Origin of the sequence: Blautia sp. NSJ-175, from assembly GCF_022867815.1 — a bacterium.
In the GTDB taxonomy this organism is placed as follows: Bacteria; Bacillota; Clostridia; order Lachnospirales; family Lachnospiraceae; genus Blautia; species Blautia celeris.
The window spans coordinates 44,577-69,021 of sequence record NZ_JALIFQ010000016.1; the positions used below are offsets into that span (position 1 = coordinate 44,577).

Consider the following 24,445-nt stretch of genomic DNA (forward strand, 5'->3'; position numbering starts at 1 on the left):
GGGGTGTGGAAAGTTTGCTGTATTTCGTGTTGGGTCTGCTGAGCCTGACTTCTCTGTATTTTTTCCTGCGATGCAGAACCATGGCAGGAGCAGTCAGACGGACCAATCGTGCGCTGAAGGAAATCAGCGGCGAACTGGAGGCCAACCGGGTGCTGAAACTGCCTGCGCCTGACCGAGAGATGGAGGAGCTTCTTGTAACCATCAATAAGGCGCTCAGGAAGATACGGGAGCAGCACCTGGAATATGCCAAAAGAGAGCAGGAATTCCAGAGACAGATTGAAAATATCAGCCATGACCTGCGCACGCCTCTTACCTCCATGATCGGATATCTGGATATTATGGACAAAACAGCTCTGGACCCGGAGGACCGGGAGGCACTGGAGGTGGTAAAACGAAAAGCCCGCTTTCTGCAGCAGCTTATGGGCCAGTTCTATGAGTTATCCAGGTTCTCCGGGGAAGACTACACCCCCAGGGTGGAACATGTGGATATTGCACGTCTTCTCAGAGAGACCATTGTGGATTACTATCCGGAATTGACTGCCAGGAATCTTCTGGTTGACATAAATATTATGGAGGGGCCGGTGAATGTCCGGGCAGACAAGGACGGGTTAGAGCGCGTGTTCCAGAATCTTCTGCAGAATGTATGCAGATATGCCGGAAGAGAGCTGTCCGTCCGCCTGGATAGAGAGGGCGGCAGGGCAGTCATATCTTTTACGAACGATGCGGAGGGAATGTCAGAGGAGACAGCGGGAAGGCTGTTTGAGCGTTTTTACACTGCGGACAGTTCCAGAAACCAGGGAAGCACAGGGCTGGGACTCACCATCGCCAAATGTCTGACAGAGAAAATGGGAGGTACGCTGACGGCTGCAAAAGAAGGAAAGTATTTAAAATTTATATTGACGTTATAAAGGTATGCGATTCTTTCGTGTACCTTTTTGGCGGCTGAGACAGCAGACATTCTGCCATAAGAAAGGAGAGAAAAAACTTGAAATATATTCTCATACTGGAAGACGACGCAGATCTGGCAGCTGGGATGGAGATGGCACTCATGAGTGATGACTTTTCCTTCACGATCTGCAGTACCATAAAAGAGGCAGAGGAAAAGTTCCGTCAGCAGACATTTGATCTGCTCATACTGGATGTGAACCTGCCGGACGGCAGCGGCTTTGAACTGTGCCGGAAGATAAGGAAGAGCAGCAAGGTATCCATTATCCTCCTCACTGCCAGGGATATGGAGCTGGATATTGTGCGGGGGCTGGAATGCGGCGCGGATGACTATATCACAAAACCATTTTCAACCATGGTCCTGCGGGCAAGGATACGGGCGCTTCTTCGGAGGACGGCCCCGGAACAGGAGACGGATTATGCACAGGGACCATTCCGTTTTCAGTTTGCAACCATGGAGTTTTTAAAGAACGGGATACCCGTAGATTTGAGCAGGACAGAACAGCGCATTTTATATCTGCTGGTCTTTCATCCGGGACAGATTCTGACCCGGGAACGTCTGATGGAGTGGGTGTGGCCGGACGGCACGGAGTATGTGGAGGACAATGCTCTTTCTGTCGGGATCCGCCGCCTCAGGGATAAGCTGGAGGATAATCCCTCCAAACCGGAGCATATCAAGACCGTATATGGAAAAGGATATCAGTGGGAGAACTCCTTATGAGCGGGGCGCTGATATCTGCCGTCGTCCTTTCCTGCGCTGCATTTGCGGGGGCTGCCGGTTATACTTTCCGGTACCGGAGGCGTATCAGAAGGCAGATGGACACAGTGTTGGAGCAGCTTGACCGGGCAATCGGCGGAACCATCCAAGAGTGCAGTTATGATGAATCTATGGATTCTGCTGTCATACAGCGGCTGAACCAGCTTGTGGAGATGTCACGGATGAACTGTGAACAGGCGGACAGGGAACGGAATCTGGTAAAGGCACTGATCTCAGACATTTCCCATCAGGTACGTACGCCTCTGACGAATATTATGCTCTATGCAGGTCTTCTGGAGGAACAGGAGCTTCCGGAACAGGCGGGGAAAATGGCTTCCCAGATTCACAGACAGGCCGATAAGCTGGACTTTTTTATGAAGGAACTGGTGCGTTCCTCCTATCTGGAAACAGAGATGATCGCCGTACATGTGGAGAAATCTTCCGTGGATGAGCTGATCGCCAGGGCATGTCAGGCTGTGGAGATGCAGGCACTGAAAAAGGGGATTGTCATAGAGGCGGAGTCTTCCCCGGAAAGCGCATTCTTTGATATGAAATGGACTGTGGAGGCACTGGTCAACCTTCTGGACAATGCGGTGAAGTATTCACCGGCCCAGTCTGTGATCCGTGTCCTGTCGGTCCCCTATGAATCCTTTTTGTGTGTTCGTGTGAAGGATGAGGGAATCGGCATCCGTGAGGAAGAACAGGGACTGATCTTCCAGAGATTCTACCGATCCCCGGAAGTATCCGGGGAAAAAGGCCTTGGAATCGGTCTGTATCTTGTGCGGGAAATCATAAAAAAGCAGGGAGGTTACATCAAGGTAAAATCAGAACCGGGCAGCGGAGCGGAATTTTCTGTTTATCTGAGAAGGAATTGAGAATAAATTGAGAATATTACAATCTTGTCATATTTGAGAAAGGATGTGGAAAGCTTTCTCTGTTATATTGTAGGAGAACCAAGAACGAGGAGGACTTTTCATATGGAAATACTGGTTACGGAAAATCTGAGGAAATATTATCAGTTGGGAGATGCAACGGTCAGGGCATTGGACGGAATCAGCCTTACTGTGGAAAAAGGTGAATTTATAGCCATTGTAGGCAGATCCGGGAGCGGAAAATCTACTTTACTCCACATGCTGGGCGGTCTGGATGTGCCCACATCCGGAACGGTGATCGTGGACGGCAGGGACATATCCGGTATGACAAAGGATGAGCTGACCATATTCAGGCGCAGGAAGATCGGGTTTGTATTTCAGAACTACAATCTGCTCCCGCTTATGAATGTATACGAGAATATCATACTTCCCATCCAGCTTGACGGCATCAAGCCCGACAGGAAATTTGTGGAGAATATTCTGGAGATGCTGGGTCTGGGAGAGAAAAAGTTTGCCATGCCGAATCAACTCTCCGGCGGGCAGCAGCAGAGGGTAGCCCTTGCCAGGGCGCTGGCAGCAAAGCCGGCCATTATCCTGGATGACGAACCAACCGGCAACCTGGACAGCAGCACCAGCCAGGACGTCCTGGGACTCATTAAGGTATCCGGCGAGCAGTTGGGCCAGACGGTGGTCATGATCACCCACAACGAGGAAATCGCCCAGATGGCAGGCAGGATCATACGTCTGGAGGATGGAAGAATCTGCGGAGGTGATGCTGTATGATGAAGGTGAACAATAGGAAAATCATCGCCTCTGTGGCAATGAGGACTTACAGGGCAAATAAGAAACGGAATGCGCTCACTGTTTTTGCGGTTATCCTCACTACATTTCTGATAACGGCAGTGCTGGGAATCGGTATCAGTTACTGGGATGCCGTATCCCAGCGCGCTATCCGCATGAACGGAATGGATTTTGACATGGAACTGACGGAACCCCGCGCTGACCAGGTGGAGCTGGTAAGGGATATGGAATCCGTAAAGTATGCGGGAGTCGCTGTCAAATGTGCCATTGCTGAGACATACCGGGATGTATCCCTTGATAAAACAAGGCTTTACTGGGTGGACGATACCTGCTGGGAAAAGCAGTGCATTCCGGCATACGAGTTTTTTAAAGGGAGTTATCCGAAAAAAGAGGAGGAACTGGTACTTTCCACTGCAGCTCTGGAGGACATGGGAATCAAGGAGCCGGAGATCGGAATGGAATTACCCCTCACCTACTATTCTTTAGCCGAGGACCCCGAGAGACAGGAGCTGGAAGATCCGGTGTCTGCACAGCAAAATATCAGCAAAACGTTTATTTTAAGCGGATATTACAGGGATTATTCCGGAAAACAGTATGGCTATGTGTCACAGGCGTTTTATGAGACGACAGGTGTGAAGCAGACAGATTTTACCCAGGGAGCGCTGAAGATCACCTTAAAGAAATCTCTTTATTCCGCGAAAGATATTATGAACATACAGAAACCCCTGGATTTGCAGGACAGGCAGATGCTCATAGCAGATGACCATATTATGCAGAATTTTATCAGGATGGCAGTGGGTGTTGGGGGACTGCTTGTGATGATCCTTATAAGCGGCTATCTCTTTGTCTATAATACGCTTTATATCTCTGTCTCAAAGGACATTCGGTATTACGGGCAGCTTAAGACTCTGGGCATGACCTCTGTGCAGTTAAAACGTCTGGTCTATCTTCAGGCGCTTTGGAATTCCTGTATGGGCATACCGGTGGGGATGGCGCTTGGAGCAGCGGTTTCGGCCGGACTCATCCCCACGGCGCTAAGATTGATAGATCCCGGAATGTCAGGAATGAAGATTGTCACGGTACATCCTCTTATTTACGTGGGAGCGGCCCTGTTTTCGTCAGCTACAGTCATTGCCGGCTGCCGAAAACCGGCTGTTATCACAGGGGAGTGTTCCCCCATTGAAGCTGTCAGCTACACGGGGCTTACAAAAGGCAGGGAGAAGCAGAAGGAGCGGGAGAGAGGTCTGAAGGACATGGCCCGCAGGAATATGTTCCGGGACAGGAAGCAGGCCGCTGTGATCCTGGGCTCTTTTTTCGTAGTGCTGACTGTATTTCTCTGTGTCAATGCAGTGATCAGGGGAAATGACGCGAAAAATATCCTGAATCAGATCCGTTCGTGTGATATTACGGTTAATAATCAGACAACCCTGGAAGAAAAACTGCCTCTTATTACGGAAGAGAGACTGGATGAGATCCGCGCCATAGAGGGCGTGAAGGAGATAAGGCCGGTGACTACGGCACAGATGATTGTCCCATATCAGGAGGAGTTATTAGGTCCGTATTATAAAAGACTATATCAGAGCAGATACTCACCGGGGGACTATGAAAAAGATATAGAGGAATACAAAAAAGATCCGCGTGCGTTAAACTGCATATTCGACGGGCGTTTCGTGGGAATCAGTCCCGAGGAATTCCGGAAGATAAATGATACTCTGGGAGGGGATTTAGACGAGGAAGCCTTTGAAAAGGGAGAGACTGCCATCGCAGTGCCATTCTGGGCATCTGCAGAGGAGGCAGTAGGAAAAAAATTTCGTTTTTTCCTTCCGGATGGTCAGGAGCCGGAGAAAGAGCATGAGATAACTGTTGCAGCAACTGGAGAAAGCAGTATGGACGGAGGAAATGTAATAGATGACCCGTCTGAATATTCCGGAGGCTATTGCCCGAATCTGCTGGTCAGCAATACTTTGGCGAAGGAACTTATGGGGGATAATATTTTAACTGAAGTGGTACGGATAGAGTATGAGAAGCCGTATGACAAAGAGACGGAGAAAGCAGTAAAAAGTGTCTTCCGGGATGAAAAACAAATTTCCTTTGATTCAAAATTGACCCGGTACCAGGAGATGAAGTCATCGGAGCAGCAGGTGAAAGTCCTGGGCGGCGGACTGGGCATAATCCTGGCAGTGCTCGCCATTCTGAATTATATCAACATGATGGCAGCCGGTGTCCAGAACCGGGCAAAGGAGTTTGCCACTCTGGAGAGCCTGGGCATGACGCCGGGGCAGATAAGGAAGGTATTGGTCCAGGAGGGACTTGGTTACGGAATACTGTCTATCCTGCTCTCCATGGCCGTGGGACTGCCCCTTAGTTATATAGTCTTCCAGAGTGTAAAGGTGTACAATATGGGGTACTCTCTGCCTGTCCTCTATAACCTGATCTTATTTGCGGTCATCATCGCGGTATGTGTTATGGTTCCGCCTCTTATTTATCAGATGACACAGAAGGAAAGCGTGATTGAGAGGCTGCGGGCGGATGTGGATTAGCTACAGAGCGTTTCCGATGAGTATGACCACGGTAAAAGAGGTATCATCATAGGAAATGTGCAGTGTTCCATTGTATTTTTCCACAGTCCTCTGTACATTGGAGAGACCCAGGCCGTGTTCGGATTTGTTTTTCTTATCCGAGATATAGTTTCCTTTTTCCATGAGGACTTTATTTCGCTTTTCATTTTTGATCTCATAGCTGAAGAATCCGTTGTCCGCTATTCTGGCCTTGACGGAAATGCTGCGCTTTTCCGGTTCAGGTATTTTCCGTGAGGCCTCAATGGCGTTGTCCAGTGTGTTGGCGAATATGGAACACAGGCTGACCTGGTCAATGGCTGTGACTTCCGGCAGATCAATGTGGAAAAAGCAGTCAATGCCGCTGTCTTCAGCCTGGCTGTATTTGGCATTCAGTACGGCATTCAGAACGCTGTTTTTACAGAAGCACCGGTTTTTGGGCGTTATCTGGGATTCCAGTTCCCGAAAATAGGCATGGGCGGCCTCCCTGTCTTCCCGGTCAAACAAATCCCGGATGACCAGCAGGTGGTGGTTCATATCATGGCGGAATCTGCGTATTTCTGTCTGGTTTCTCTCCAGTTCTTCATAATAAACACGCTGAAGTTTCAAGTTGTCCTGCTCCATTTCCTGCTGAATGGTATTCACAAAATACCCTGCCAGATAGAGGCTGCCTATATTGGTTGCCATGCAGGCAATGGCGCAGGGCCATATTTTATAGGTCTCCTCCGGGGGATAATAAATATACCCTGTGATGCTCACAAGGGAGGCAAGGCAGATGATTCCCAGAAGAATCCAGGTATTGCGGCTGTACAGTCGGCTGGCCTGCCGGACCCTGCTGACAAAGGTTCTGTAGATCAGATACCAGAAGAGAATATGAATACAGCCGTCCAGGAGAGTGACTGCCAGATCTACCGGGAAACTCTTCCCGCTGGCAAGCCAGATGCTCAGGGAAATGTCGGATACCAGGAAGTTCAGGGCAATGATTAGAGGATAGATGACAGCTGTCACAGATAACTTGGAGACTACAGAGCCTTTAAAGCAAAAAAGCGTCAGAAGCAGCAGCCAGACCAGATCCAGTGTGACATTGAACATGTCCTTAGGGTCAATGACCATGCCGGGAATGAAAATGCCGGATATAAAAATGAGAATATTATAGAAACGTCCCTCTTTTTGAGGGAGGATACAACAGAGCATACGGCAGAAGAAAAACGACGTGACCACATACAGCCCCATGCTTATGAGCCGCCCTGCGCTTTCCATGATGATTTGACTGTCCATACTTTTTCCCTCCCTGTTTTATTTCAGCATTGCCCTGGCAAAGGCCGTTTCCAGTTCCTGCCGGAAGGCCCTGCTGACCGGAAAGGAACGGCTGCCCAGTATGCACCGGTCCTTCTCCAGCGTAGTCACATAATTCAGATTTACGATATACCGGTTATGGATCCGTATAAAGCAGGAGGGAAGTTCCCGGCATACTTCATCTATCCTGCCGTAAAAGGCAACAAAGTCTTCCTCCAAAAGGGCCTCCACCTTCCTGCGGTCGCTCTGAAAGGCAATGGTCTGACTGAGGGGGATGCGGATGACTCTTGCTTTCTGTTCTATTACGAAATACTGTTCCTTTGACAGATCCAGCTCATGCAGGGCCTGTCTGAGAACCTCTTCTATTTTTTCTTTCCGGTAAGGTTTCAGAATGTAATGAAAGGCATGGACTTCATAGCCCTGGAAGACAAAATCCGGGTAAGCGGTTACGAATATGATAATGCTTTTCATCCCCTTTTTGCGCAGCAGTTTGGCTGTCTCTATGCCGTCCAGGCTCCTCATTTCAATATCCAGAAAGAGAATATCAATATCAAGACAGGAGATTCCGGCAGTGAGTTCCTCACCGGATTCCGATTCAGAGATCAGATATTCCACGCCCTGAAGCTGTAAGACCTGTTCCAGTATTTGACGGAGAGGTTTTCTCATCTCCGATTCATCATCACAGATCCCTATTTTTACCATAGCAAGTCACTCCTTTATAATCCTGTTATCTGCATTTTACAGGAAGTCCGGGCGGTTGTCGATTCTTTCCCGGAACTTTACAAAATCAGTGTCAAACTTTACAATGGGCCGAATGCGGGTTTTTCCTTTCTGTATTACCATTTAAAGTGTAGACAGACAGCAGTTTTTTTATCAGTGAAAGGAGAATATTATGCTGCAGGTGGAACATTTGTCAAAGAGCTACAGGATTGGTAACCAGGTATACCCGGTTCTGAAGGATATATCCATAGAGGTGGAGAAGGGGGAATTTGTGGCTGTCATGGGGCCTTCCGGCAGCGGAAAGACGACTCTTTTAAACTGCATTTCCAGGTTCATTCCTTATGATGAGGGGGCAGTTCTTCTGGGAGGGGAGGATATATCCAGACTGAAGGAGGATGAACTGGCTAAGGTGAGAAACAGGAAGATGGGGTTTGTCTTCCAGGATTTTATGCTGCTGGACGGCCTCACTGTCTTTGAAAATATCTGTCTTCCCCAAATCATTGATGAGCGCCCGGTTGCCCAGATGGAGTCAAAGGCGGAGAATATCTGCCGGATATTCGGGATTGATAAGATCATGCAGAAGTATCCGGCTGAGATATCCGGAGGGGAGAAGCAGAGGACCGCTGTGGCAAGGGCGCTTATGAACCATCCGCTGGTGATTCTGGCGGATGAGCCAACGGGAAATCTGGACAGCAAATCCTGCAGGGCAGTGATAGATGCGTTTCTCAAAGCAAGGGATACCATGCAGGCAACCGTATTTATGGTGACCCACGACAGCTTCGCGGCTTCCTTCTGCGACAGGGTCATTATCCTGAAGGACGGACAGGTCAGCGGAATACGGGAGAACAGAGGAGACAGAAAAGTGTTTATGGATGAGCTTTTGGATACGATACGTGTATTGGGAGGGGACTTTGATGACAATGAATAAAATTATGGGGAAACTGCGGCGGCACAATAAGAATCAGTATACCCTGCTGGGAATATGCGTGTTTCTCTCCGTGCTGCTGGTGACTTCCTTTACACTTATGTATTTTTCCCCCACCGTGCAGGGGCTGCTGCCGGAGGGAGGAGATACCAGAAAGCTGTCATGGCTTATGATGGGAGTCACATTTGTGGGGTGTACGGTTTTTACGGTCTACGGTGCAAATCTGTTTTTCCGGCATAAGAGCAGAGAAATCGGAGTGCTTTTAGCCCTGGGCGAGAGAAAAAGAAAATTGGGAAAATGCCTTGCCGTGGAAGTGGGGATAGTGACGGCCCGGTACGCGCTCGGGGGGCTTGTGCTGTCGGTTCCCCTCTCTTTTCTTATATGGAAGGGATTTGAGGCACTGATCCTCACCCAGGCAGGGATGAAATACCGGGTGGGGCCTGGCGGACTGGTTATCGGCATTGTATTTGCACTTTTTCTGGTCCTGTGCATTTTTTTGCTGGGTCTGCGATTTATCCGGCGGGTCAATCTTATAGATATATTAAATGAACAGAGGAAGACAGAAATGGTGAGAGAGATAAAGCCATGGACAGGCAGGGCCGGCATCTTACTCATCCTTACAGGGCTTGTGCTGGCAATGGCAGTGCCTGCAGTCTGCATGAGATGGTTTCTGTTTGTCATGCCCTCTTTCTGGAATGTCACTTACTGTATCAGCGCGGCCGGATTGTATCTCTTTATGCTTAGTGCGATAGGGCGCACAGGCAAGGGCAGGAACCCGGAAAAATATTATAAGAATATTGTGTCTGCCAATCTGATGCGTTTTACGGCAAGACAGACGACAAAAAATATGTGTGTGATCACACTTCTGGTGTTTGTCCTGCTCTTGTCCGCGTTTTGGGGAGCCATGTATTACCGTTCTGCCTATGCCGGGGGAGAGGACGCGCCGTATGACTATTCCATGCATTATCCCGCAGAAGAAAAGCAGATCACCAGGGATGATATTTTCGGGCTGGCGAAAAAGTATAACGTGGATATAGAGACATATGAGGAGGCAGAAGCAGTGGTGCTGTATGTGGATTACTGGATGCGGGATCTGACAGACAGCGGGAAATATGTGGATCTGAATTCCGGGAAACTGGCCTCGTTTGTCCGGGCATCTGATTTTTCCAGGATTGCCGGGCGCGGGACAGAGCTTAAACCCGGGGAATACAAGACCATCGTTCCCAGCGGATACCACCCGTCCATATGGGTGAAACCGGACTGTCTGCTGTCTGTAGAGAACAGGGAACTGTCCTATCAGGGGACGGAGGAGTTCGATAACCTGACAAATACCAGTGAGCCTTTTACTTTTATCCTTTCCGATGAGGATTACCGGAGCTTTGCGGAAGCGGGTAAAACCGACAGGGAGAAGCTGGTCTTCTTCCGTGTGAAGGATGTATACAGCACATATGAGTTTGCCGGGGAACTGAAAAAGGAATACATTGCCCATGCGGGAGCACTGTCGGACCACCTGGCGCTGTACGATGCCTATGAGGAAAAATGCGCCGAACAGGAGGGACAGGAATACTTTTACAGCGGAGAAGCCGGTCTTTCCGTGGATAATCCGGAGCTTATGAGTGACTGGAAATACGCACCCTTTTTTAAGGTTTTGATAAAGGCTGACGCCATGCAGATGGTTGCTGTTTTTGTGCTGCTGAGTGTGTATTTTGCGGTGATCTCCCTGGCAGCCGTGGGTGTTATGACCTATGTGAGAAGCGTGACTATCGCAATGGACAACAGGCAGCTCTTCAGCGATCTGGGAAGACTTGGAGCGGACAGGAATTATATAGAAAGGGTGATTCGCCGACAACTGCGGAAGATCTTCACATATCCGACGGCTGCCGGGAGCACGATTGTTCTTGTGTTTTCCATGCTGCTGATTTATTTTAATGATATGCACCTGGATGCAGCGGAGGTACAGTTGTTTGTGATGGAACTGGGGCTGATTTTTGGAGTGGCACTGTTTATGTATGTGATGTACAGGGTGTCACTGCGGAGGATGGAGAGGATTGTATTGTGACGGACTGTTCCGTATTGACCGGAGATGAACAGAAATATATAATGTACTTGTAGGTATATTGCCATGTCATAACAGGGAAGGCGGTACAGGGAGTGTCAAAGGAAAAGAAATGGCAGTTTGAACTGGAAAATTATATTCGGCAGGGAGAACCTGATAAGGCAGAGAAAAGTGAGTCCTGGCAGACTGCTATTGGTCTTCAGGATGTAGACGGACTTAAGATATCGGAATATTTGTTGGAAACAGCAAAAGAACATATTGAGGGAAAAATAAATATTGATGCAGCGCAAAAGAGAATTCAAAGCTACTATGAAGAGCGGGACGAACGCAGAGACTTAGAAGATGATACAAAAGAGGCGGATATTGTTTCAACACGGATCACAAGAATTTTGGGCGAGCATACTTTTCAGTTTTCACCTGCTGAATGGCTGACGATACATCGACGTCTATTTGAAGGTGTATTTGATCATGCCGGGAAAATCCGACCATATAATATTACAAAAAAAGAATGGGTGCTAAAAGGAGAGACGGTATTTTATGCATCATGTGACAGTATAAAAGATACATTGGACTATGATTTTAATATGGAAAAACGGTTTTCTTATGAGGGAATGACGGTATCAGATGCAGTGAAACATGTTGCAAAGTTTACATCTGATATTTGGCAGATTCATCCCTTCTGCGAGGGAAATACCCGGGCAACAGCAGTATTTATTATAAAGTATCTAAAGACTCTGGGATTTGAGGTAAGTAATGAAGCATTTGCCGAACACTCATGGTATTTCCGCAATGCTTTAGTGCGGGCTAATTATAATGATTTAAAAAATGATATCCATGCAACAACGAAGTATTTGGAATTGTTTTTTGAGAATTTTCTGATGGACAGGCATCATCAATTAAAAAATCGTTATCTTCATGTAGATTATTCAGATGAAAAGGAAATCAAAAGTGCAGCAGAAGAGATTTCAAAGTGCAAAAATTGCACTTTGGATTGCACTTTGGATGAATTTGAAATTCTCAAAAACATTTCTAAGAATCCTGTTATAACGCAGAAGCAGTTAGCTGAAAAGCTTGGAAAGTCAGAACGAACCGTGAAGAACAGGACAAAAGTGCTGCAGGAAAAGGGTTATATCAAACGGCTGGGCGGAAAGCGGAATGGCAGATGGGAATTGCTGGTGGAACTGCAAAGATAAATATCCTGCAGCTTGTCAGTATGAATTTTCAAACACGCTCTTGTACATTGAAGCACTTTGTATCAAAAGATACAGAGTGCTTTTTAGTGCGCCCGGCGGGCGCGCGTTCTATAGGGTGAAAGTCTCGAAATCCGCCCGGTAGTGGGAAGGATGCAGTTGAACACCAAGGGCGTCGTGGGTAACTGCGAGTCTGAAGGAAGGTGTGGACGAATCTCCGGTTTGACGAACAGAATAATAGCCCAGCTGGGATATATCTCCATGTAGGACTATTATCTGAAAGTCTGTGAAAACTAGAGAACCCCCTTGGTACCGAACGGGATGCCATTAATGGTATATGGTATAATCAAAAAGAAAAAATTTCACGTTTTCTGTAACGAAAACTCTATTTCCCGGATATATGAGTAAAGAGAGGTGAGGAAGAGATGTTAGACATGGATGTCATTTACAGGGAATACGCAGATTCGGTGTTCCGTTTCCTGATGACCCTGTGCCGCGAGGAGTGTACCGCGGAGGAGCTGACCCAGGAGACATTTTACCGGGCAGTGCGCTCAGCCCATAAATATGACGGAACCTGTAAGGTGTCTACCTGGCTCTGCCAGATCGCCAAGCATTTATGGTATCAGGAGCTGGACAAACGAAAGAGAAAGGGTACATCCATGCTGGAGGAAAGTATGGTCTCCGACAAGGCCGGACCGGAGGATGAGCTCTGTATCAGAGAAGAGAAGATGGATGTGTTTAAAAAGGTGCATATATTGGACGAGACTGCAAAGGAAGTGGTGCTTCTGCGCATAACAGGTGCATTTTCTTTTAAGGAAATAGGGGAGATATTCGGTAAAAATGAAAACTGGGCCCGCGTGACTTTTTACAGGGCAAAGCAGAAAATTGTGAAAGGAAGGTAAGACTATGAAGTGCGAAATTATCAGGGATTTGCTTCCCAGCTATGTGGACGGGCTGACCAGCAGAGAGAGTGACAGGGCGATTGAGGAGCATTTGAAGGACTGCAGGGAATGCAGGGCGTATCTGGACGAGATGAAACAGGAAGTGCAGAAACCGGAAATGACAGAAGCGAATAAGAAGGCAATCCGACCGTTTAAGAAGGTAAAAAGGATAATCTGGAAGGCCGTCGGACTGACGGTTCTCATATGCGCGCTGATATTCGGCGGACTCAGTTACTATTACGGAAAGAGCTGGAATGTAAAGTCCGGGGACGTGAACCTTTCAAAAGAGTATGTTGGAAAAATTGTGACGATCAAGTTTGCGCCAAAGGATAAAAATATACGTCTTTATGCGGAGACAGAATCGGGAGATACCAATGTGATAACCGTCAGGGCTTCCCGAATAAACCCACTGAATAAATCCAATCACAGAAATGCATACTGCGGTTATACCTTTATAGATGAGGAGACAGTTCTTACACCGGAGGGAAAGGCAGAACAGATTTCAGAGGACGATGTTCTGCGGATAGAGTATGGGGATAAAACAGAAGAACTCAGCCTGAAAGAAATGGCAGAGGAGGCCTGCAGGGAGAAGCTGGCATCTTCTGAAGACGTGGAAATGACATACAATAAGATGGAGAATGGCATGGTGTCCATTGACTTCCAGCCAAAACTGATGGGGCTTACCCTGACAGCAGAAAAGAAAGGGGAATATGAAATAGCGATCATAGAGCACTATGATGATACCGGAAATCTTCCGGATAACAGAGGCGTATCCTGCAGCTATACATTTACGGATGGCAATACGATTCTGGGAGCAGACGGTGAGGAAATAAAGCTGACCGGACAGGAAGTGCTCACAGTGAAATACAGAGATAAGACAGAGGAGATTTCCATTAAGAAACTGGCAGAGGAAAATGCGCAGTAACATTCAGTGAACTGCAACTCAGGTGCTGCGGCTGTATAATTATATTTACACAACATCCATTGATATTCTGAGAAATGTTGGGTATAATATAGATGGGTGAAAAGAATGAATTTAATTATAAGTACATTGCTGCAGGAAAAGCAGCGGATTGATTATATGCTTGCAAAATACCAGGAGGCTCTTGCGGAATTGCCCAAGGGCACAATTTCTGAAAAGCAGGTCAAAGGTAATACTTACTACTACCTGAAATACCGGGATGGAAAAAAGATTATTTCCAAGTACGTTGGGAAGAAGGAAATTGAAACACTTAAACAGCAGATTGACAGGCGTCATCATATTGAGGCAATGATTAAATCACTGCTGGAAGAACAAAAACTTGCAGCAAAGGTATTGGAGGGGAATTTATGATTTTGTATCATGGAAGTAATGTGGTCGTTTCCGAACCGAAGCTGATTCAGCAGAACCGGTTTCTGGATTTTGGTTTTGGTTTCTATACCACCACAAACAAAAAGCAGGCCATAGGCTTTGCGGACAAGGTTTACAGGCGTAGAAAAAATGGACGCAGGATTGTCAATATCTATGAGATTGATGAACAGAAAGCCTTTGCAGAATGTTCCATTTTACGGTTTGATACTGCTGATGAGGCATGGCTTGATTTCGTATCGGATAACAGATCAGGCAGCTATGAGGGCGAAACATTTGAATTTATCTTTGGTCCTGTTGCTAATGATGATGTTTATACCACATTTACCCTTTATACTGCGGGAGTATTAACTAAGGAGCAGACATTGGAGGCTCTTAAAATCAAAAAGTTATATAACCAGTTAGTGCTTACCTCAGAAAAGGCGTTAAACTACTTAAAGTTTATCGGCACAGTGCCGGAGGGGGAATTTTAATGGAAAAGCAGAAATTTGAAGCTATGCTTATGCTTCTTGTACCGCAGGTGATTCACTTGATCACTGAGAATTATCCGTATGATGAAGTGTCTGCCACTAAAGAATTTTATGATTCTGAGGTATATTCCTTTCTGGAGCAGGAAGATACGAAGCTGTGGCATTTGAGCGCTCTAACCCTGTTTAATATGTTTGATGAAGAAAAAAAGACAGGTACATTTATATTTCCGGAGGAGGCATGATTATGAGTAAAGAAGGTAATTTTTTAATCTATTGTACCGAGCAGTATAAATCAGCAAAAGGCCTGACCGGAAGACAGATTTCTGAACTATTCACAAAATACCGAGTATGGGATTATATCTTTTCCTGTTTTGAAGCTCTGCATACAACCGGAGAAAAGTATATTGTGGAAGATATTGACCTGTATATCGAGGCAAGACAATCGACCATGATTTAATTGCCGGCGGAACTGCATTATTAGTAACCGGCAGAGAAAAATGCGCAGTAACATTCAGCAGGACAGAGAATATCACCGGTGGGATTTTGGCCGGTGATATTTTGCTGTTTAGAATCTGTAAATCTTTACATCAGATACAGCAAAATGTGATAGAATACTTGTAACAGAATATGAATGAGGAGGGGCAGCATGAACGATAACAGGATCACATTTGAGGAGGAGCAGACAGAACTTCTCAGAAAACAGTTGTTTGTATCAAGGATGATCGCTGTACTGCTTGGAATCATAGCAGTGGTGCTGATCACCGTGGGCGTGGTACTGGTCATCAATATATCGGGGCTTGTGACAGATCTGCGGCAGACCTTGAAGACCTTTAATGACTCTGTAGTACCCGCTCTGGAAAACCTGGATATAGACAGCCTGAACCAGGCAATCGAGAATCTGGGAGAGGCTTTGAAACCACTTTCCGGGCTGTTTGGAAGATAGGTGAGAAATATTGATTGATACGCACGTACATTATGATCATAAGAGGTTCGACTGCGGGAGATACAGTCTGCTGGAGGAAATAGTTTCTTCAGGGGTGAAAAAGGTTGTAAATCCTGCCATAACATTTGATTCCAATCATATGATGCGGAAATTTTTTGATGACTGTCCATGGATTTATTATGCCGTGGGAATCCATCCCAACTGTATCGGTGAAGAAAATGCAGAGCAGGATACAAAGTGGGAAACGGAACTCAGGGAACTGGCAGAAGATAGTAAGACAGTTGCCATTGGTGAAACCGGGCTGGATTATTATCGCGTTCAGGGCACAGAAATGAGAGCCAGGCAGAGAGTCTGGTTTCATAAACAGCTTGAAATTGCCCAGGAGATAAAGCTTCCGGTGATTCTTCATATCAGAGATGCGGATGACGAGGCTGTTCAGATATTAAAGGAACATCCTCTGCAGCATTCTGGTGTGGTACACTGCTTTGGCGGCGACATTGCCAGAGCGGCGGAATATATGGATATGGGACTTTTTCTCGGAATCGGAGGCAGAATTACATATCCGCAGGAGGAAGCAGTAAGAAATGCAGTCAGGCAGATACCTATGGAGGCGATTTTGCTTGAAACGGATTCCCCCTATGTAAAACCCAAAGAAGCCCCCGGGAGCAGAAATACTTCCCTGAATCTTATGGAAGTCGTAAAAGCAATTTCGGATTTGAAACAGTTAACTTATGAGGAAGTCATAACTATTACAACCGGGAATGCAGAAAGACTGTTTGATTTTCAAGATTAGCCCTCAAAATGCCGCAGGAGCAGATGTGGGAAAAAGGGAGAGCGGAACAGATACAGAATAAAAAGCACATATAAGGAGAAGGCATGAGCGAGAGATGTGATTGGTGTAAGGACAATGGGATTTTACAAAAATACCATGACGAGGAGTGGGGAATTCCCCTCCACGATGACAGGAAACAGTTTGAGTTTCTGATGATGGAGGTCATGCAGTGCGGGCTGAACTGGAATATGATGTTGAAAAAACGCCATATATTCCGCCAGTGTTTTGATGACTTCGATTACAGGAAGATTGCTGTATATGATGAGGGAAAAATACAGGAAATTATGGAGACACCCGGAATGATCCGTTCCCTCCGTAAAATTCAGGCAGTCATTAATAATGCGTGCAGGTTCCTGCAGATAATCGAAGAGTTTGGCAGCTTTGACACCTATCTGTGGTCCTGGACAGGGGGAAAGACACTTGTTTACAGAAGCCATCAGACTGAGGGTGTCGCGAAAAATGAATTATCCGACGCGGTGAGTGCTGATCTGAAGAAGAGGGGTTTTAAATATCTGGGCTCTATTACCGTGTACTCCCATCTGCAGGCATGCGGGATGATAAATGACCATGATGAGAATTGCTTTTTGTATGATGAGATATGTAGGAGATATCCGGTGGAATACAGGGAGTAAAATATTTACCATAGGGGAAATAGATACACATATTTCCATGCAATTAAGTACATATGATAATTAAATATTTGCAATAACAAAGAGAAAATAAAGATTAGTCTCTTGACATAAAAACTGCATTTGTATATAATAATAGTTAGAAGAAAAGCGTGCTTTTCTAGTGGGCTAACACTTAAATCTGAAATATTTGTCAATCATGTTCATATGATTGGCCGTTGGCGGACAACACTAAAATCCGATATGTTTACCAGTCTTTTACTGGTCGTTGGCAGACAACACTAAAATTAGCCATGAAAAGAGGGTATGTAACACAGTGGTGTTATTACTCTCTTTTTAAGTTTATGTGGCAAAAGGCCTGAATCTTAATCATATTATTCTGCCGGATAAGATAAAGGCGAAAATATGCCTTAATGATTATATTTATAAAGGCAATGAATTATAACGCAATCGATTCAAGCGGACCGGAAACGTTCCTGCAGTCACCTTTCTTCATTCTATAAAGAAACTTTATATTCTTCACTCATATCGACATATCCCCCCATAAATGTTAAAATAAATATAAATGGTTTAGTGTCCTCACAGTTACAAATAAATACAGATTAAAAAGCAGTCCAAAGGCGGGGTGAAAAGGTATATGAAAAAGGGAGTCCGAGTCCTGGCAGTTATGGGACTGGCCATGGTTTTATCAGGCTGTGCGCAGAGCAGGCAGGCTCACACAGAAAGCGCAGCAGCCTTTGACGAGCCCCAGTATGACTGGGGCAGCATCAGCGGCGAAAAGCTGGTGATCTGGGGAATCTACCCGGAGATGGAGCGCAGTTACATAACAAAAGCCTTTGACCGCTATCAGGAATTCACGGACAATGAGCTGGAAATTGTCCAGATACCAAAGGAAGAATTTGAACAGCAGGTTCTGGCAAGCGTGGCGGGGGAGATTGAGAAGCCGGATATTCTTTTAAGTTACGGCGGAACCAATATTGAAGCCTTTCAGCCGGATGAGAACTTTTACGACTTTTCCGATGCCGTCTGGGTGGATGACCTGACCGATACCTCCATTAACCAGACAGTATACAACGGGAAGATCATCGGTCTTCCCCACTGGGAGGCGTCGGTTTCCGGCACCTTATACAATAAAGAAATCTTTGAAAAATATAACCTGGAAGTCCCCGGTACGCAGGAAGCGTTCCTGCAGGTCTGCGAGACCCTTATGCAGAACGGAATTACCCCTCTGTATATGCCCGGAAAAGAGATTTCCATGCTTCTCTACCAATTTCCTATGGATTGTCTGGTGGAGGATACGGACATACTGAATGGCCTGAACGACGGCACTCTGGGCTATGACGATCTGCCTCAGATGAGAGAGGTGGCAGACTGGTACAAAAACATGGCGCAGAAGGGTTATCTGGGAGAGACTTACCGGACAGATGACTGGAACGGAATGAGCGAAGCCATGGACAGCGGAAAATACGCCATGATGCTGTGCTGGGATACCTGGCTGTATACGGATTTTACAGGGGATGCCTCCCAATTCGGAATCATGCCTGCTTTTGTAGGGATACCGGAGGAGGGAACCTTTGAGGGACCGAATCTTGGCCTTTTTATTGTAAATAAGAACAGTGAACGGCTGGATGCCGCATTGGATTTTATCACATTTCTTGCGGACCCTTATAATTACAATGCTGTATTCGAGGGAATATACACAGCGCCTGTGTTCAAAAATCAGGTGGCCAGTATTTCCACGCCGCAGTATTTGGAGGCGGAGCGCCTAATCGAGCGGCATTACCGGGATTCAACCGCATGGCTGCGCATACGCGGGTTCTCCCAGATGGATGCCTCCTGTATTCTGGAATATATGGATGCGGATGGGAAGGAAACCGCGGAGGAATGCCTGGCAAAGATGGAGGCGCTTAGGCAGGAACGGCTGAAATGTAAATGAAGTGAGGGGGAAATCCCGTGGGAAAGAAAAAGACAGAGGCCCGGAAACGGATGCCGTTTGTGGCTGTATTGGCAGCTTTGCTGGCAGTGATTCTGCTATTTGCAGCATTTGCCGCAAGCTATATCAGAAAATTTGACAGTACCATCAAAGAAGAGAACCGGGCACATCTGGCAGAGACGGCGGACCACATTGTCTCCTACATACAAAACGTGGTGCAGGATACTCAGGTTTCCCTGGAGACCGCCGGGAACGCACTGCCTGCCATACCGGAGGAAAAACGGCTCCCTTATCTGCAGGATATTGCCAGGAGACATAAGTTTGCCTATGTGGGGTACGCGGAGGCAGACGGTATGCTGAAGGCCACGGAATCTTCCAGGGATGGGGACGTATCCGGAGAAGCCTATTTTCAGGCAGCCATGGAAGGGGAGAGCCAGATCAGCGGTCTTGTCAGGCATATCCTAACGAACCGGGCTGTATCCGGTATTATAATGAGTGTTCCTTTGAAGGACGAAGCAGGAAAACCGGCAGGCGTTCTGGCCGCCATGCTGGAGGCCTCAAAGCTTCAGGAGGTGCTGGGCATAGAGAGCTACGGCGGGGAAGGCTATTCCTACATCATAGACACGGACGGCAGTCTGGTTCTGCATAATAAGAGCATGGATTACAATAACTTCTTCCGGGTCCTGCAGAATGCGGAGATCAGGGAGGGTGCAGACCTCTCCCGGACGGAAGCAGATATAAAGGCAGGAAAATCCGGCATGATCCTCTATGAACAGTTTGGAAGCAGTCGGTATGCATATTACTGTCCCCTGGGAATACATGACTGGACGGTTGTGAATATTGTCTCCAAAGAGGCTATCACCGCCAAGACAGATCTTTTGACAAAGGAGCTTGCCACGATCAGCATCACGGCGGGAGTGGTCTTTCTGGCGCTTCTGGCTGCTGCGGCTGTGCTGTGGGCGCTCTCCCAGAGCCAGAGACATGCGGCGCAGGCCAAGTCAGAATTTCTTGCCAACATCAGCCATGAGATACGGACTCCCATGAATGCCATTGTGGGAATGGGGGAACTTCTGATGCGCACTGCCCTGGACGGCAAGCAGAGGGAGTATGTGCGCAGTATCCTGAACTCCGGTAAAGGTCTGCTGGCGATCATCAACGATGTACTGGATTTTTCAAAAATAGAGTCCGGAAAATTTATAATCCGGAATGAGGAATATGAGCTGGAGGATATTCTTTACGACCTGATCTATATGGCTGCCATTAAAATAGATGAAAAGCCTGTCCGCTTTTTTATGGATGTGGATGAATCCGTTCCGGCCCGTCTGACCGGTGATGCCGCACGTGTCCGGCAGATCCTGGTGAACCTTGTGGGAAATGCCGTGAAATTTACGGAAGAGGGACATATCCGCCTGACTCTTTGCTGCCGGCAGGAGGGAGAAAATGCGTTCCTGACCATGCGTGTGGAGGATACCGGCGTGGGTATCAGAAAACAGGATATGGACAAACTGTTTGTGAGTTTCAGCCAGGTGGACAGCAAATACAGTCATAATGGGGAAGGAACCGGATTGGGTCTTGTCATAACCAGTGCTCTGTGCAGAATGATGAACGGTCATATTTCTGTGGAGAGTGAATATGGAAAAGGTTCCGTGTTCACAGCCTGCATTACGCAGAGGGCAGAGAAGAAGGGGACCTCCCTTCTGGAACCGGGGTTTCCCCAAAAGAGAAGTGTGCTGATACTGGAACCGGACTCCCTGATGAGGGAGTATTATGAAGAATGCCTGAAACGTATGAACATGTCTTACAGAATCTGCACAGATCATGAAACGTTTGTGCAGGAGCTGCGGGCGGGGGAATACAGATATGCCATGGCAGACAGAGAGACCATACAAAATCTGGACCGAAAGGAAGTGCCGGCCCAGGTGTCCCTGATCACTTTGCTGAAAATGAAGGAACATACTCTGATGTCAGTACAGGCACAGGATCTGACCATATTTGTGCCTCTTTTCAGTATACAGGCTGCAGCTCTGCTGAAAAAACTGGAAGCATCCGGTCCTGCAGCCGGAACCGCATTATCCACGGAGACGGCCCCGGACTATGCGTATACCAGGGTGCTGCTGGTGGATGACAATGATTTAAATCTGCAGATCGCAGAGGAGCTTATGAAACCCTACGGCATGCAGGTGGACTGTGTACACTCCGGTCAGGAGGCAGTGGATGCGGTCAAAAAGGAAAGGTATGATCTGGTCTTCATGGACCACATGATGCCCGGAATGGATGGTGTGGAGGCGCTGAAAAAGATACGCGCGCTGCCGGACAAGAACTGCTGCAGCATTCCCGTAGTAGTGCTTACAGCAAATGCGTCCGGCAGTGCACAGGCCATGTATCTGGCAGAAGGATTCAGCGACTTTCTGGCAAAACCCATTATGCTCCAGAAGCTGAGTGAGATTTTGAAAAAATGGCTGGCACCTGTGGACGAGAAGAGAAGGAGAGAATATAGAAACCGCCGGAACCAGAAAGCAGATGGAGGACAGGATGAGAAACCGGGGAAGTGAAACGAAACGTAAACCGCGTGCTTTAAAGTCATATATTCTTATGGCAGGGCTGGGATGTCTGGCAGGAATCCTGACCAGACTTACGGATTTTTTTCCGTATGACAGTTTATGGAGCCTGAGTTCCATCGCAACGTTGTTTGGCTTCTGGATGGTAACGGTTACCCTTGTGGTGCTTTTCAGCCGTTCCAATCGGAATGCCGCGGTGAATGTGATGCTGTACCTCACGGCTATGAATATCAGCTTCTATTTACTGAAATATATACTGGGTCTGTTTCTTCCCATGTTTGACAATGAGGGATTCCATTGGAATCTGCTGGTACTTTATACGGCGCTGGCGTGCCTCTGCAGTATAGGGGGATTTGTACTGTACTTCTGGAATAAAGGGGGAAGCCCCGGCAGTTTTCTGTACGGCCTGCCCATTGGAGGGCTTGGAGCTGAGACTGTGGCGGTGGGAATATATCTGTTCCATAATAAGACATTTCTTTTTCAGTTCCTTTTTGATTTGGCCGGGATGGCTGCTATCGGGTATGTATTTTGGAAAAAGGCGGAAAACAAAATTCTTTATACAGGAACTGCAGTTGTTGTGGCTGCAGCAGGTTATTTTTGTTTTTACAGGCTTTTTCTATGAGAGGAAGCTGAAAAGATGCACAGAAAACGGGAACCAGAGCGTTAAGAGCTGCTGGTTCCCGTTTTCGTCAATTCTATTCGGAAACAGGCACCACCTCCCGGGGTGTCCAGGACCGTAAGGCGGCATTTTAGCTGGCGGGCCAGTTCACTGGCAATGGACAGGCCCAGTCCGAAATGTTCCTTTTTGCTTCGGGAGGGGTCCCCCCTGTAAAATCGGCGGAATACGGCCTCCTTTTTTTCATCCGGAATGCCCGGTCCGTGGTCAGTAACGGACAGGGTGATATGCCGTCCGGACTGATGAGCAGACAGTTCTATCACGGGCTTTTTCCCGGAAGGCGGTATGCCGTAGGTTATGGCATTTTCAAGCAGAATGGACAAGAGCTGGTACAGATACGCCGGGTCTGAGAGGACCGGCGGCAGAATATCATCCGGCATATGGAGTTTGAGGGAGATATCCTTCTGTCTGCAGACTGTTTCATAGGATTCAAACAGGCGGAGAAGCAGGGCGTCTGCCTCCACCTCCTCCAGTTTCCTGGAGAGCGTACCCGAATCTGAGGAGGCCAGAAGCAGCAGGTCACGAATAAGCTTCCCGGAACGGCTGCATTCCCGTCGTATGATTCGGGACATGGCTGCTGCCTGTCCCGGGTCGTCCTCTATGACAGAAGCGCTGGTCTGGATGACGGTGAGCGGGGAGCGCAGTTCATGGGAGGCAGCGGAAATAAAGTCAGTCTGTCTCTGCTGGTATTCTGCGATCGGCTGCATGGCACGCCCAAGGATCAGTCGGGCCGCCAGAAAAAGTGCGGCAAATCCGGCCAGATCCAGCAGCAGAAAGAAAATACCCAGGGAAAGCTTTCGCTGCCTCATCTCCGTAATATCCTGCAGAAGTATCAGGGCCTTTGAGGTACTGCCTGAGGGCATCAGGAGGGCTGCCGCCTGGTAGATATCCCCCTTTTCCCCCTCAATCTGCATGACAGAAGTCTTCCTCATGGAGGTAGTGAGGGGAGGGCGGCTGATATCCACCTGCTCATCTAAGGCTTTTTTTCTGGCCTTTTCAATCAATTCGCTGCGGCTGGATGCCGGTTCCCAGGAGCCGGGGAAAAACAGAGGAACGCGGTTCTCTTCTATATGAATGATCAGACGGTTCTCCGCCTCCATCAAGGCGAGCCAGTTATCTGAAAAATGAATATCAGCTTCCAGCTTAGTGGAAAGTTCCAGAAGATAATTCTGAAACAGATTTTCCTGCTGTGCCTGGTACAGATGGTTCTGGTACACCCAGACAATGAGGAATATGACAGTCAGGATCAGGCTGGTGGTCCCGGCAAAAAGCAGGGTCAGCCGTCTTCGGAAGGTTGTCAGCATGGCGGGCACTCCAATCGGTAGCCGATTCCGTGTGCGGTTGTGACCTGGACACGGCTTTTCAGCTTTTTGAGAATTTTGCGGAGATAATAAATATAGGTATCCAGATTTCCGTCCTCCACCTCCCCGTCAGGCCCCCATACCCGGGAATACAGCATCTGTCTGGAAATGGTCTGGTCCGGATTCTGCAGAAAATACTCCATAAGCATGGATTCCCTGCGGGAAAGCTGCTGTGTCTGCGCTCCGCAGGTGAGTTTTAAGGTGGCAGTGTGGTAGGTCAGATCCCCGTATTCCATATTTTGGTGGTCTTCCATGGGTTTCGGTCGTCTGATAAGCGCCCGGATACGTGCCATGAGTTCCTCTATATCATAAGGTTTCACAATATAATCGTCAGCACCGCAGTCCAGGCCTGCGATCCGTTCCGGTACAGCATCAATGGCGGTTGCCAGAATAACAGGGGTGGCAATATCACTGCTCCTGATCAATTTTAAGAGGGAAAGCCCGTCCATGCCGGGAAGCATACGGTCTAAAATGATCAGATTGTAAACCGGCTGCAGGGCATAATACAGCGCATCGGTTCCGGTCAGGCAGATATCCGTCTGATATCCGGCCTTCTCTAAAGAAATCTTCAGCACATGGCAGAGTTCCTGGTCATCCTCTATCAATAAAATTCGCATGGGTAATCATTCCTTTCCTT

The 24,445-nt window shown here is 47.5% G+C and carries 24 protein-coding genes; 20 read left to right on the forward strand and 4 right to left on the reverse strand.

What is annotated here, in order from left to right; all coding sequences use genetic code 11:
• Window positions 1-5 precede the first annotated feature (5 nt).
• The 5 genes from MUB35_RS21390 to MUB35_RS21410 all read left to right on the forward strand — a co-directional run bounded on the left by MUB35_RS21390 (window position 6) and on the right by MUB35_RS21410 (window position 5,915).
• Window positions 6-908 carry a sensor histidine kinase gene (locus tag MUB35_RS21390; protein ID WP_244806806.1) on the forward strand — a complete coding sequence of 301 codons (903 nt, stop codon included), beginning with the start codon at window positions 6-8 and terminating at the stop codon, window positions 906-908.
• A 77-nt stretch (window positions 909-985) separates the two neighbouring features.
• Window positions 986-1,666 carry a response regulator transcription factor gene (locus tag MUB35_RS21395; RefSeq protein WP_033139926.1) on the forward strand — a complete coding sequence of 227 codons (681 nt, stop codon included), beginning with the start codon at window positions 986-988 and terminating at the stop codon, window positions 1,664-1,666.
• Complete coding sequence (locus MUB35_RS21400) at window positions 1,663-2,577, forward strand: sensor histidine kinase (protein ID WP_033139925.1); 915 nt, start codon at window positions 1,663-1,665, stop codon at window positions 2,575-2,577. Before MUB35_RS21395 ends, MUB35_RS21400 begins: the two co-directional genes overlap by 4 nt.
• A gap of 102 nt (window positions 2,578-2,679) precedes the next feature.
• The gene (locus tag MUB35_RS21405; RefSeq protein WP_244806807.1) at window positions 2,680-3,357 is read left to right on the forward strand and encodes an ABC transporter ATP-binding protein; all 678 of its coding nucleotides are present in this window, start codon (window positions 2,680-2,682) and stop codon (window positions 3,355-3,357) included.
• Window positions 3,354-5,915 (forward strand): ABC transporter permease, encoded by a 2,562-nt coding sequence (locus MUB35_RS21410; RefSeq protein ID WP_244806808.1) that lies wholly within the window; start codon window positions 3,354-3,356, stop codon window positions 5,913-5,915. Before MUB35_RS21405 ends, MUB35_RS21410 begins: the two co-directional genes overlap by 4 nt.
• Here the strand turns inward: MUB35_RS21410 and MUB35_RS21415 are convergent, their stop codons facing one another.
• Window positions 5,916-7,208, reverse strand: a complete 1,293-nt coding sequence (locus MUB35_RS21415) for a sensor histidine kinase (RefSeq protein ID WP_244806809.1) — start codon at window positions 7,206-7,208, stop codon at window positions 5,916-5,918. It abuts the gene before it with no gap.
• 18 nt (window positions 7,209-7,226) lie between these two features.
• A complete protein-coding gene (locus tag MUB35_RS21420; RefSeq protein WP_244806810.1) occupies window positions 7,227-7,928 on the reverse strand; it encodes a LytR/AlgR family response regulator transcription factor in 702 nt (233 codons plus the stop codon).
• A 190-nt stretch (window positions 7,929-8,118) separates the two neighbouring features.
• On the opposite strand from MUB35_RS21420, the gene MUB35_RS21425 reads away from it, so the two are divergent.
• The 15 genes from MUB35_RS21425 to MUB35_RS21495 all read left to right on the forward strand — a co-directional run bounded on the left by MUB35_RS21425 (window position 8,119) and on the right by MUB35_RS21495 (window position 22,393).
• Window positions 8,119-8,874, forward strand: coding sequence for an ABC transporter ATP-binding protein (locus MUB35_RS21425; protein ID WP_244806811.1), 756 nt, complete (start codon window positions 8,119-8,121; stop codon window positions 8,872-8,874).
• The gene (locus MUB35_RS21430) at window positions 8,861-10,930 is read left to right on the forward strand and encodes an FtsX-like permease family protein (RefSeq protein ID WP_244806812.1); all 2,070 of its coding nucleotides are present in this window, start codon (window positions 8,861-8,863) and stop codon (window positions 10,928-10,930) included. The genes MUB35_RS21425 and MUB35_RS21430 overlap by 14 nt, the downstream gene beginning before the upstream one ends.
• A gap of 233 nt (window positions 10,931-11,163) precedes the next feature.
• Window positions 11,164-12,120 (forward strand): winged helix-turn-helix transcriptional regulator, encoded by a 957-nt coding sequence (locus MUB35_RS21435; protein ID WP_331477603.1) that lies wholly within the window; start codon window positions 11,164-11,166, stop codon window positions 12,118-12,120.
• Window positions 12,121-12,542: 422 nt separating this feature from the next.
• The gene (locus tag MUB35_RS21440) at window positions 12,543-13,019 is read left to right on the forward strand and encodes an RNA polymerase sigma factor (RefSeq protein ID WP_054351407.1); all 477 of its coding nucleotides are present in this window, start codon (window positions 12,543-12,545) and stop codon (window positions 13,017-13,019) included.
• Between the two features lie 4 nt (window positions 13,020-13,023).
• Window positions 13,024-13,983, forward strand: a complete 960-nt coding sequence (locus tag MUB35_RS21445) for an anti-sigma factor family protein (protein ID WP_244806813.1) — start codon at window positions 13,024-13,026, stop codon at window positions 13,981-13,983.
• Between the two features lie 156 nt (window positions 13,984-14,139).
• A complete protein-coding gene (locus MUB35_RS21450) occupies window positions 14,140-14,391 on the forward strand; it encodes a hypothetical protein (protein ID WP_156120809.1) in 252 nt (83 codons plus the stop codon).
• Window positions 14,388-14,879 (forward strand): DUF3990 domain-containing protein, encoded by a 492-nt coding sequence (locus MUB35_RS21455; protein WP_033139915.1) that lies wholly within the window; start codon window positions 14,388-14,390, stop codon window positions 14,877-14,879. Before MUB35_RS21450 ends, MUB35_RS21455 begins: the two co-directional genes overlap by 4 nt.
• Entirely contained in the window at window positions 14,879-15,118 is a 240-nt protein-coding gene (locus tag MUB35_RS21460) for a hypothetical protein (protein ID WP_033139914.1), read from the forward strand. Before MUB35_RS21455 ends, MUB35_RS21460 begins: the two co-directional genes overlap by 1 nt.
• 2 nt (window positions 15,119-15,120) lie before the next feature.
• Window positions 15,121-15,333, forward strand: coding sequence for a DUF3791 domain-containing protein (locus tag MUB35_RS21465; RefSeq protein WP_033139913.1), 213 nt, complete (start codon window positions 15,121-15,123; stop codon window positions 15,331-15,333).
• A gap of 189 nt (window positions 15,334-15,522) precedes the next feature.
• Window positions 15,523-15,819 carry a hypothetical protein gene (locus MUB35_RS21470; RefSeq protein WP_033139912.1) on the forward strand — a complete coding sequence of 99 codons (297 nt, stop codon included), beginning with the start codon at window positions 15,523-15,525 and terminating at the stop codon, window positions 15,817-15,819.
• Window positions 15,820-15,829: 10 nt separating this feature from the next.
• Window positions 15,830-16,612 (forward strand): TatD family hydrolase, encoded by a 783-nt coding sequence (locus MUB35_RS21475; RefSeq protein WP_158587277.1) that lies wholly within the window; start codon window positions 15,830-15,832, stop codon window positions 16,610-16,612.
• 83 nt (window positions 16,613-16,695) lie between these two features.
• A complete protein-coding gene (locus MUB35_RS21480) occupies window positions 16,696-17,283 on the forward strand; it encodes a DNA-3-methyladenine glycosylase I (RefSeq protein ID WP_033139910.1) in 588 nt (195 codons plus the stop codon).
• A 634-nt stretch (window positions 17,284-17,917) separates the two neighbouring features.
• Window positions 17,918-19,216: an ABC transporter substrate-binding protein gene (locus MUB35_RS21485; protein WP_103731004.1), complete on the forward strand. Its 1,299-nt coding sequence runs from the start codon at window positions 17,918-17,920 to the stop codon at window positions 19,214-19,216.
• A 17-nt stretch (window positions 19,217-19,233) separates the two neighbouring features.
• Window positions 19,234-21,765: a hybrid sensor histidine kinase/response regulator gene (locus MUB35_RS21490; RefSeq protein WP_244806814.1), complete on the forward strand. Its 2,532-nt coding sequence runs from the start codon at window positions 19,234-19,236 to the stop codon at window positions 21,763-21,765.
• Window positions 21,746-22,393 carry a hypothetical protein gene (locus tag MUB35_RS21495; RefSeq protein WP_244806815.1) on the forward strand — a complete coding sequence of 216 codons (648 nt, stop codon included), beginning with the start codon at window positions 21,746-21,748 and terminating at the stop codon, window positions 22,391-22,393. The genes MUB35_RS21490 and MUB35_RS21495 overlap by 20 nt, the downstream gene beginning before the upstream one ends.
• Before the next feature lie 41 nt (window positions 22,394-22,434).
• On the opposite strand, the gene MUB35_RS21500 is transcribed toward MUB35_RS21495, so the two are convergent.
• Both MUB35_RS21500 and MUB35_RS21505 read right to left on the reverse strand, forming a co-directional pair.
• Entirely contained in the window at window positions 22,435-23,751 is a 1,317-nt protein-coding gene (locus tag MUB35_RS21500) for a sensor histidine kinase (protein ID WP_244806816.1), read from the reverse strand.
• On the reverse strand, window positions 23,745-24,425 hold the full coding sequence (locus tag MUB35_RS21505) for a response regulator transcription factor (RefSeq protein ID WP_103732589.1): 681 nt from the start codon (window positions 24,423-24,425) through the stop codon (window positions 23,745-23,747). Before MUB35_RS21505 ends, MUB35_RS21500 begins: the two co-directional genes overlap by 7 nt.
• Window positions 24,426-24,445 lie beyond the last annotated feature (20 nt).

Coding starts and splice junctions, on each gene's coding strand:
- MUB35_RS21400 (WP_033139925.1), top strand. CDS start 1,663: ATGAGCGGGGCGCTGATATCTGCCGTCGTCCTTTCCTGCGCTGCATTT.
- MUB35_RS21405 (WP_244806807.1), top strand. CDS start 2,680: ATGGAAATACTGGTTACGGAAAATCTGAGGAAATATTATCAGTTGGGA.
- MUB35_RS21410 (WP_244806808.1), top strand. CDS start 3,354: ATGATGAAGGTGAACAATAGGAAAATCATCGCCTCTGTGGCAATGAGG.
- MUB35_RS21415 (WP_244806809.1), bottom strand. CDS start 7,208: ATGGACAGTCAAATCATCATGGAAAGCGCAGGGCGGCTCATAAGCATG.
- MUB35_RS21420 (WP_244806810.1), bottom strand. CDS start 7,928: ATGGTAAAAATAGGGATCTGTGATGATGAATCGGAGATGAGAAAACCT.
- MUB35_RS21425 (WP_244806811.1), top strand. CDS start 8,119: ATGCTGCAGGTGGAACATTTGTCAAAGAGCTACAGGATTGGTAACCAG.
- MUB35_RS21430 (WP_244806812.1), top strand. CDS start 8,861: ATGACAATGAATAAAATTATGGGGAAACTGCGGCGGCACAATAAGAAT.
- MUB35_RS21440 (WP_054351407.1), top strand. CDS start 12,543: ATGTTAGACATGGATGTCATTTACAGGGAATACGCAGATTCGGTGTTC.
- MUB35_RS21445 (WP_244806813.1), top strand. CDS start 13,024: ATGAAGTGCGAAATTATCAGGGATTTGCTTCCCAGCTATGTGGACGGG.
- MUB35_RS21450 (WP_156120809.1), top strand. CDS start 14,140: ATGCTTGCAAAATACCAGGAGGCTCTTGCGGAATTGCCCAAGGGCACA.
- MUB35_RS21455 (WP_033139915.1), top strand. CDS start 14,388: ATGATTTTGTATCATGGAAGTAATGTGGTCGTTTCCGAACCGAAGCTG.
- MUB35_RS21460 (WP_033139914.1), top strand. CDS start 14,879: ATGGAAAAGCAGAAATTTGAAGCTATGCTTATGCTTCTTGTACCGCAG.
- MUB35_RS21465 (WP_033139913.1), top strand. CDS start 15,121: ATGAGTAAAGAAGGTAATTTTTTAATCTATTGTACCGAGCAGTATAAA.
- MUB35_RS21470 (WP_033139912.1), top strand. CDS start 15,523: ATGAACGATAACAGGATCACATTTGAGGAGGAGCAGACAGAACTTCTC.
- MUB35_RS21480 (WP_033139910.1), top strand. CDS start 16,696: ATGAGCGAGAGATGTGATTGGTGTAAGGACAATGGGATTTTACAAAAA.
- MUB35_RS21485 (WP_103731004.1), top strand. CDS start 17,918: ATGAAAAAGGGAGTCCGAGTCCTGGCAGTTATGGGACTGGCCATGGTT.
- MUB35_RS21495 (WP_244806815.1), top strand. CDS start 21,746: ATGAGAAACCGGGGAAGTGAAACGAAACGTAAACCGCGTGCTTTAAAG.
- MUB35_RS21500 (WP_244806816.1), bottom strand. CDS start 23,751: ATGCTGACAACCTTCCGAAGACGGCTGACCCTGCTTTTTGCCGGGACC.
- MUB35_RS21505 (WP_103732589.1), bottom strand. CDS start 24,425: ATGCGAATTTTATTGATAGAGGATGACCAGGAACTCTGCCATGTGCTG.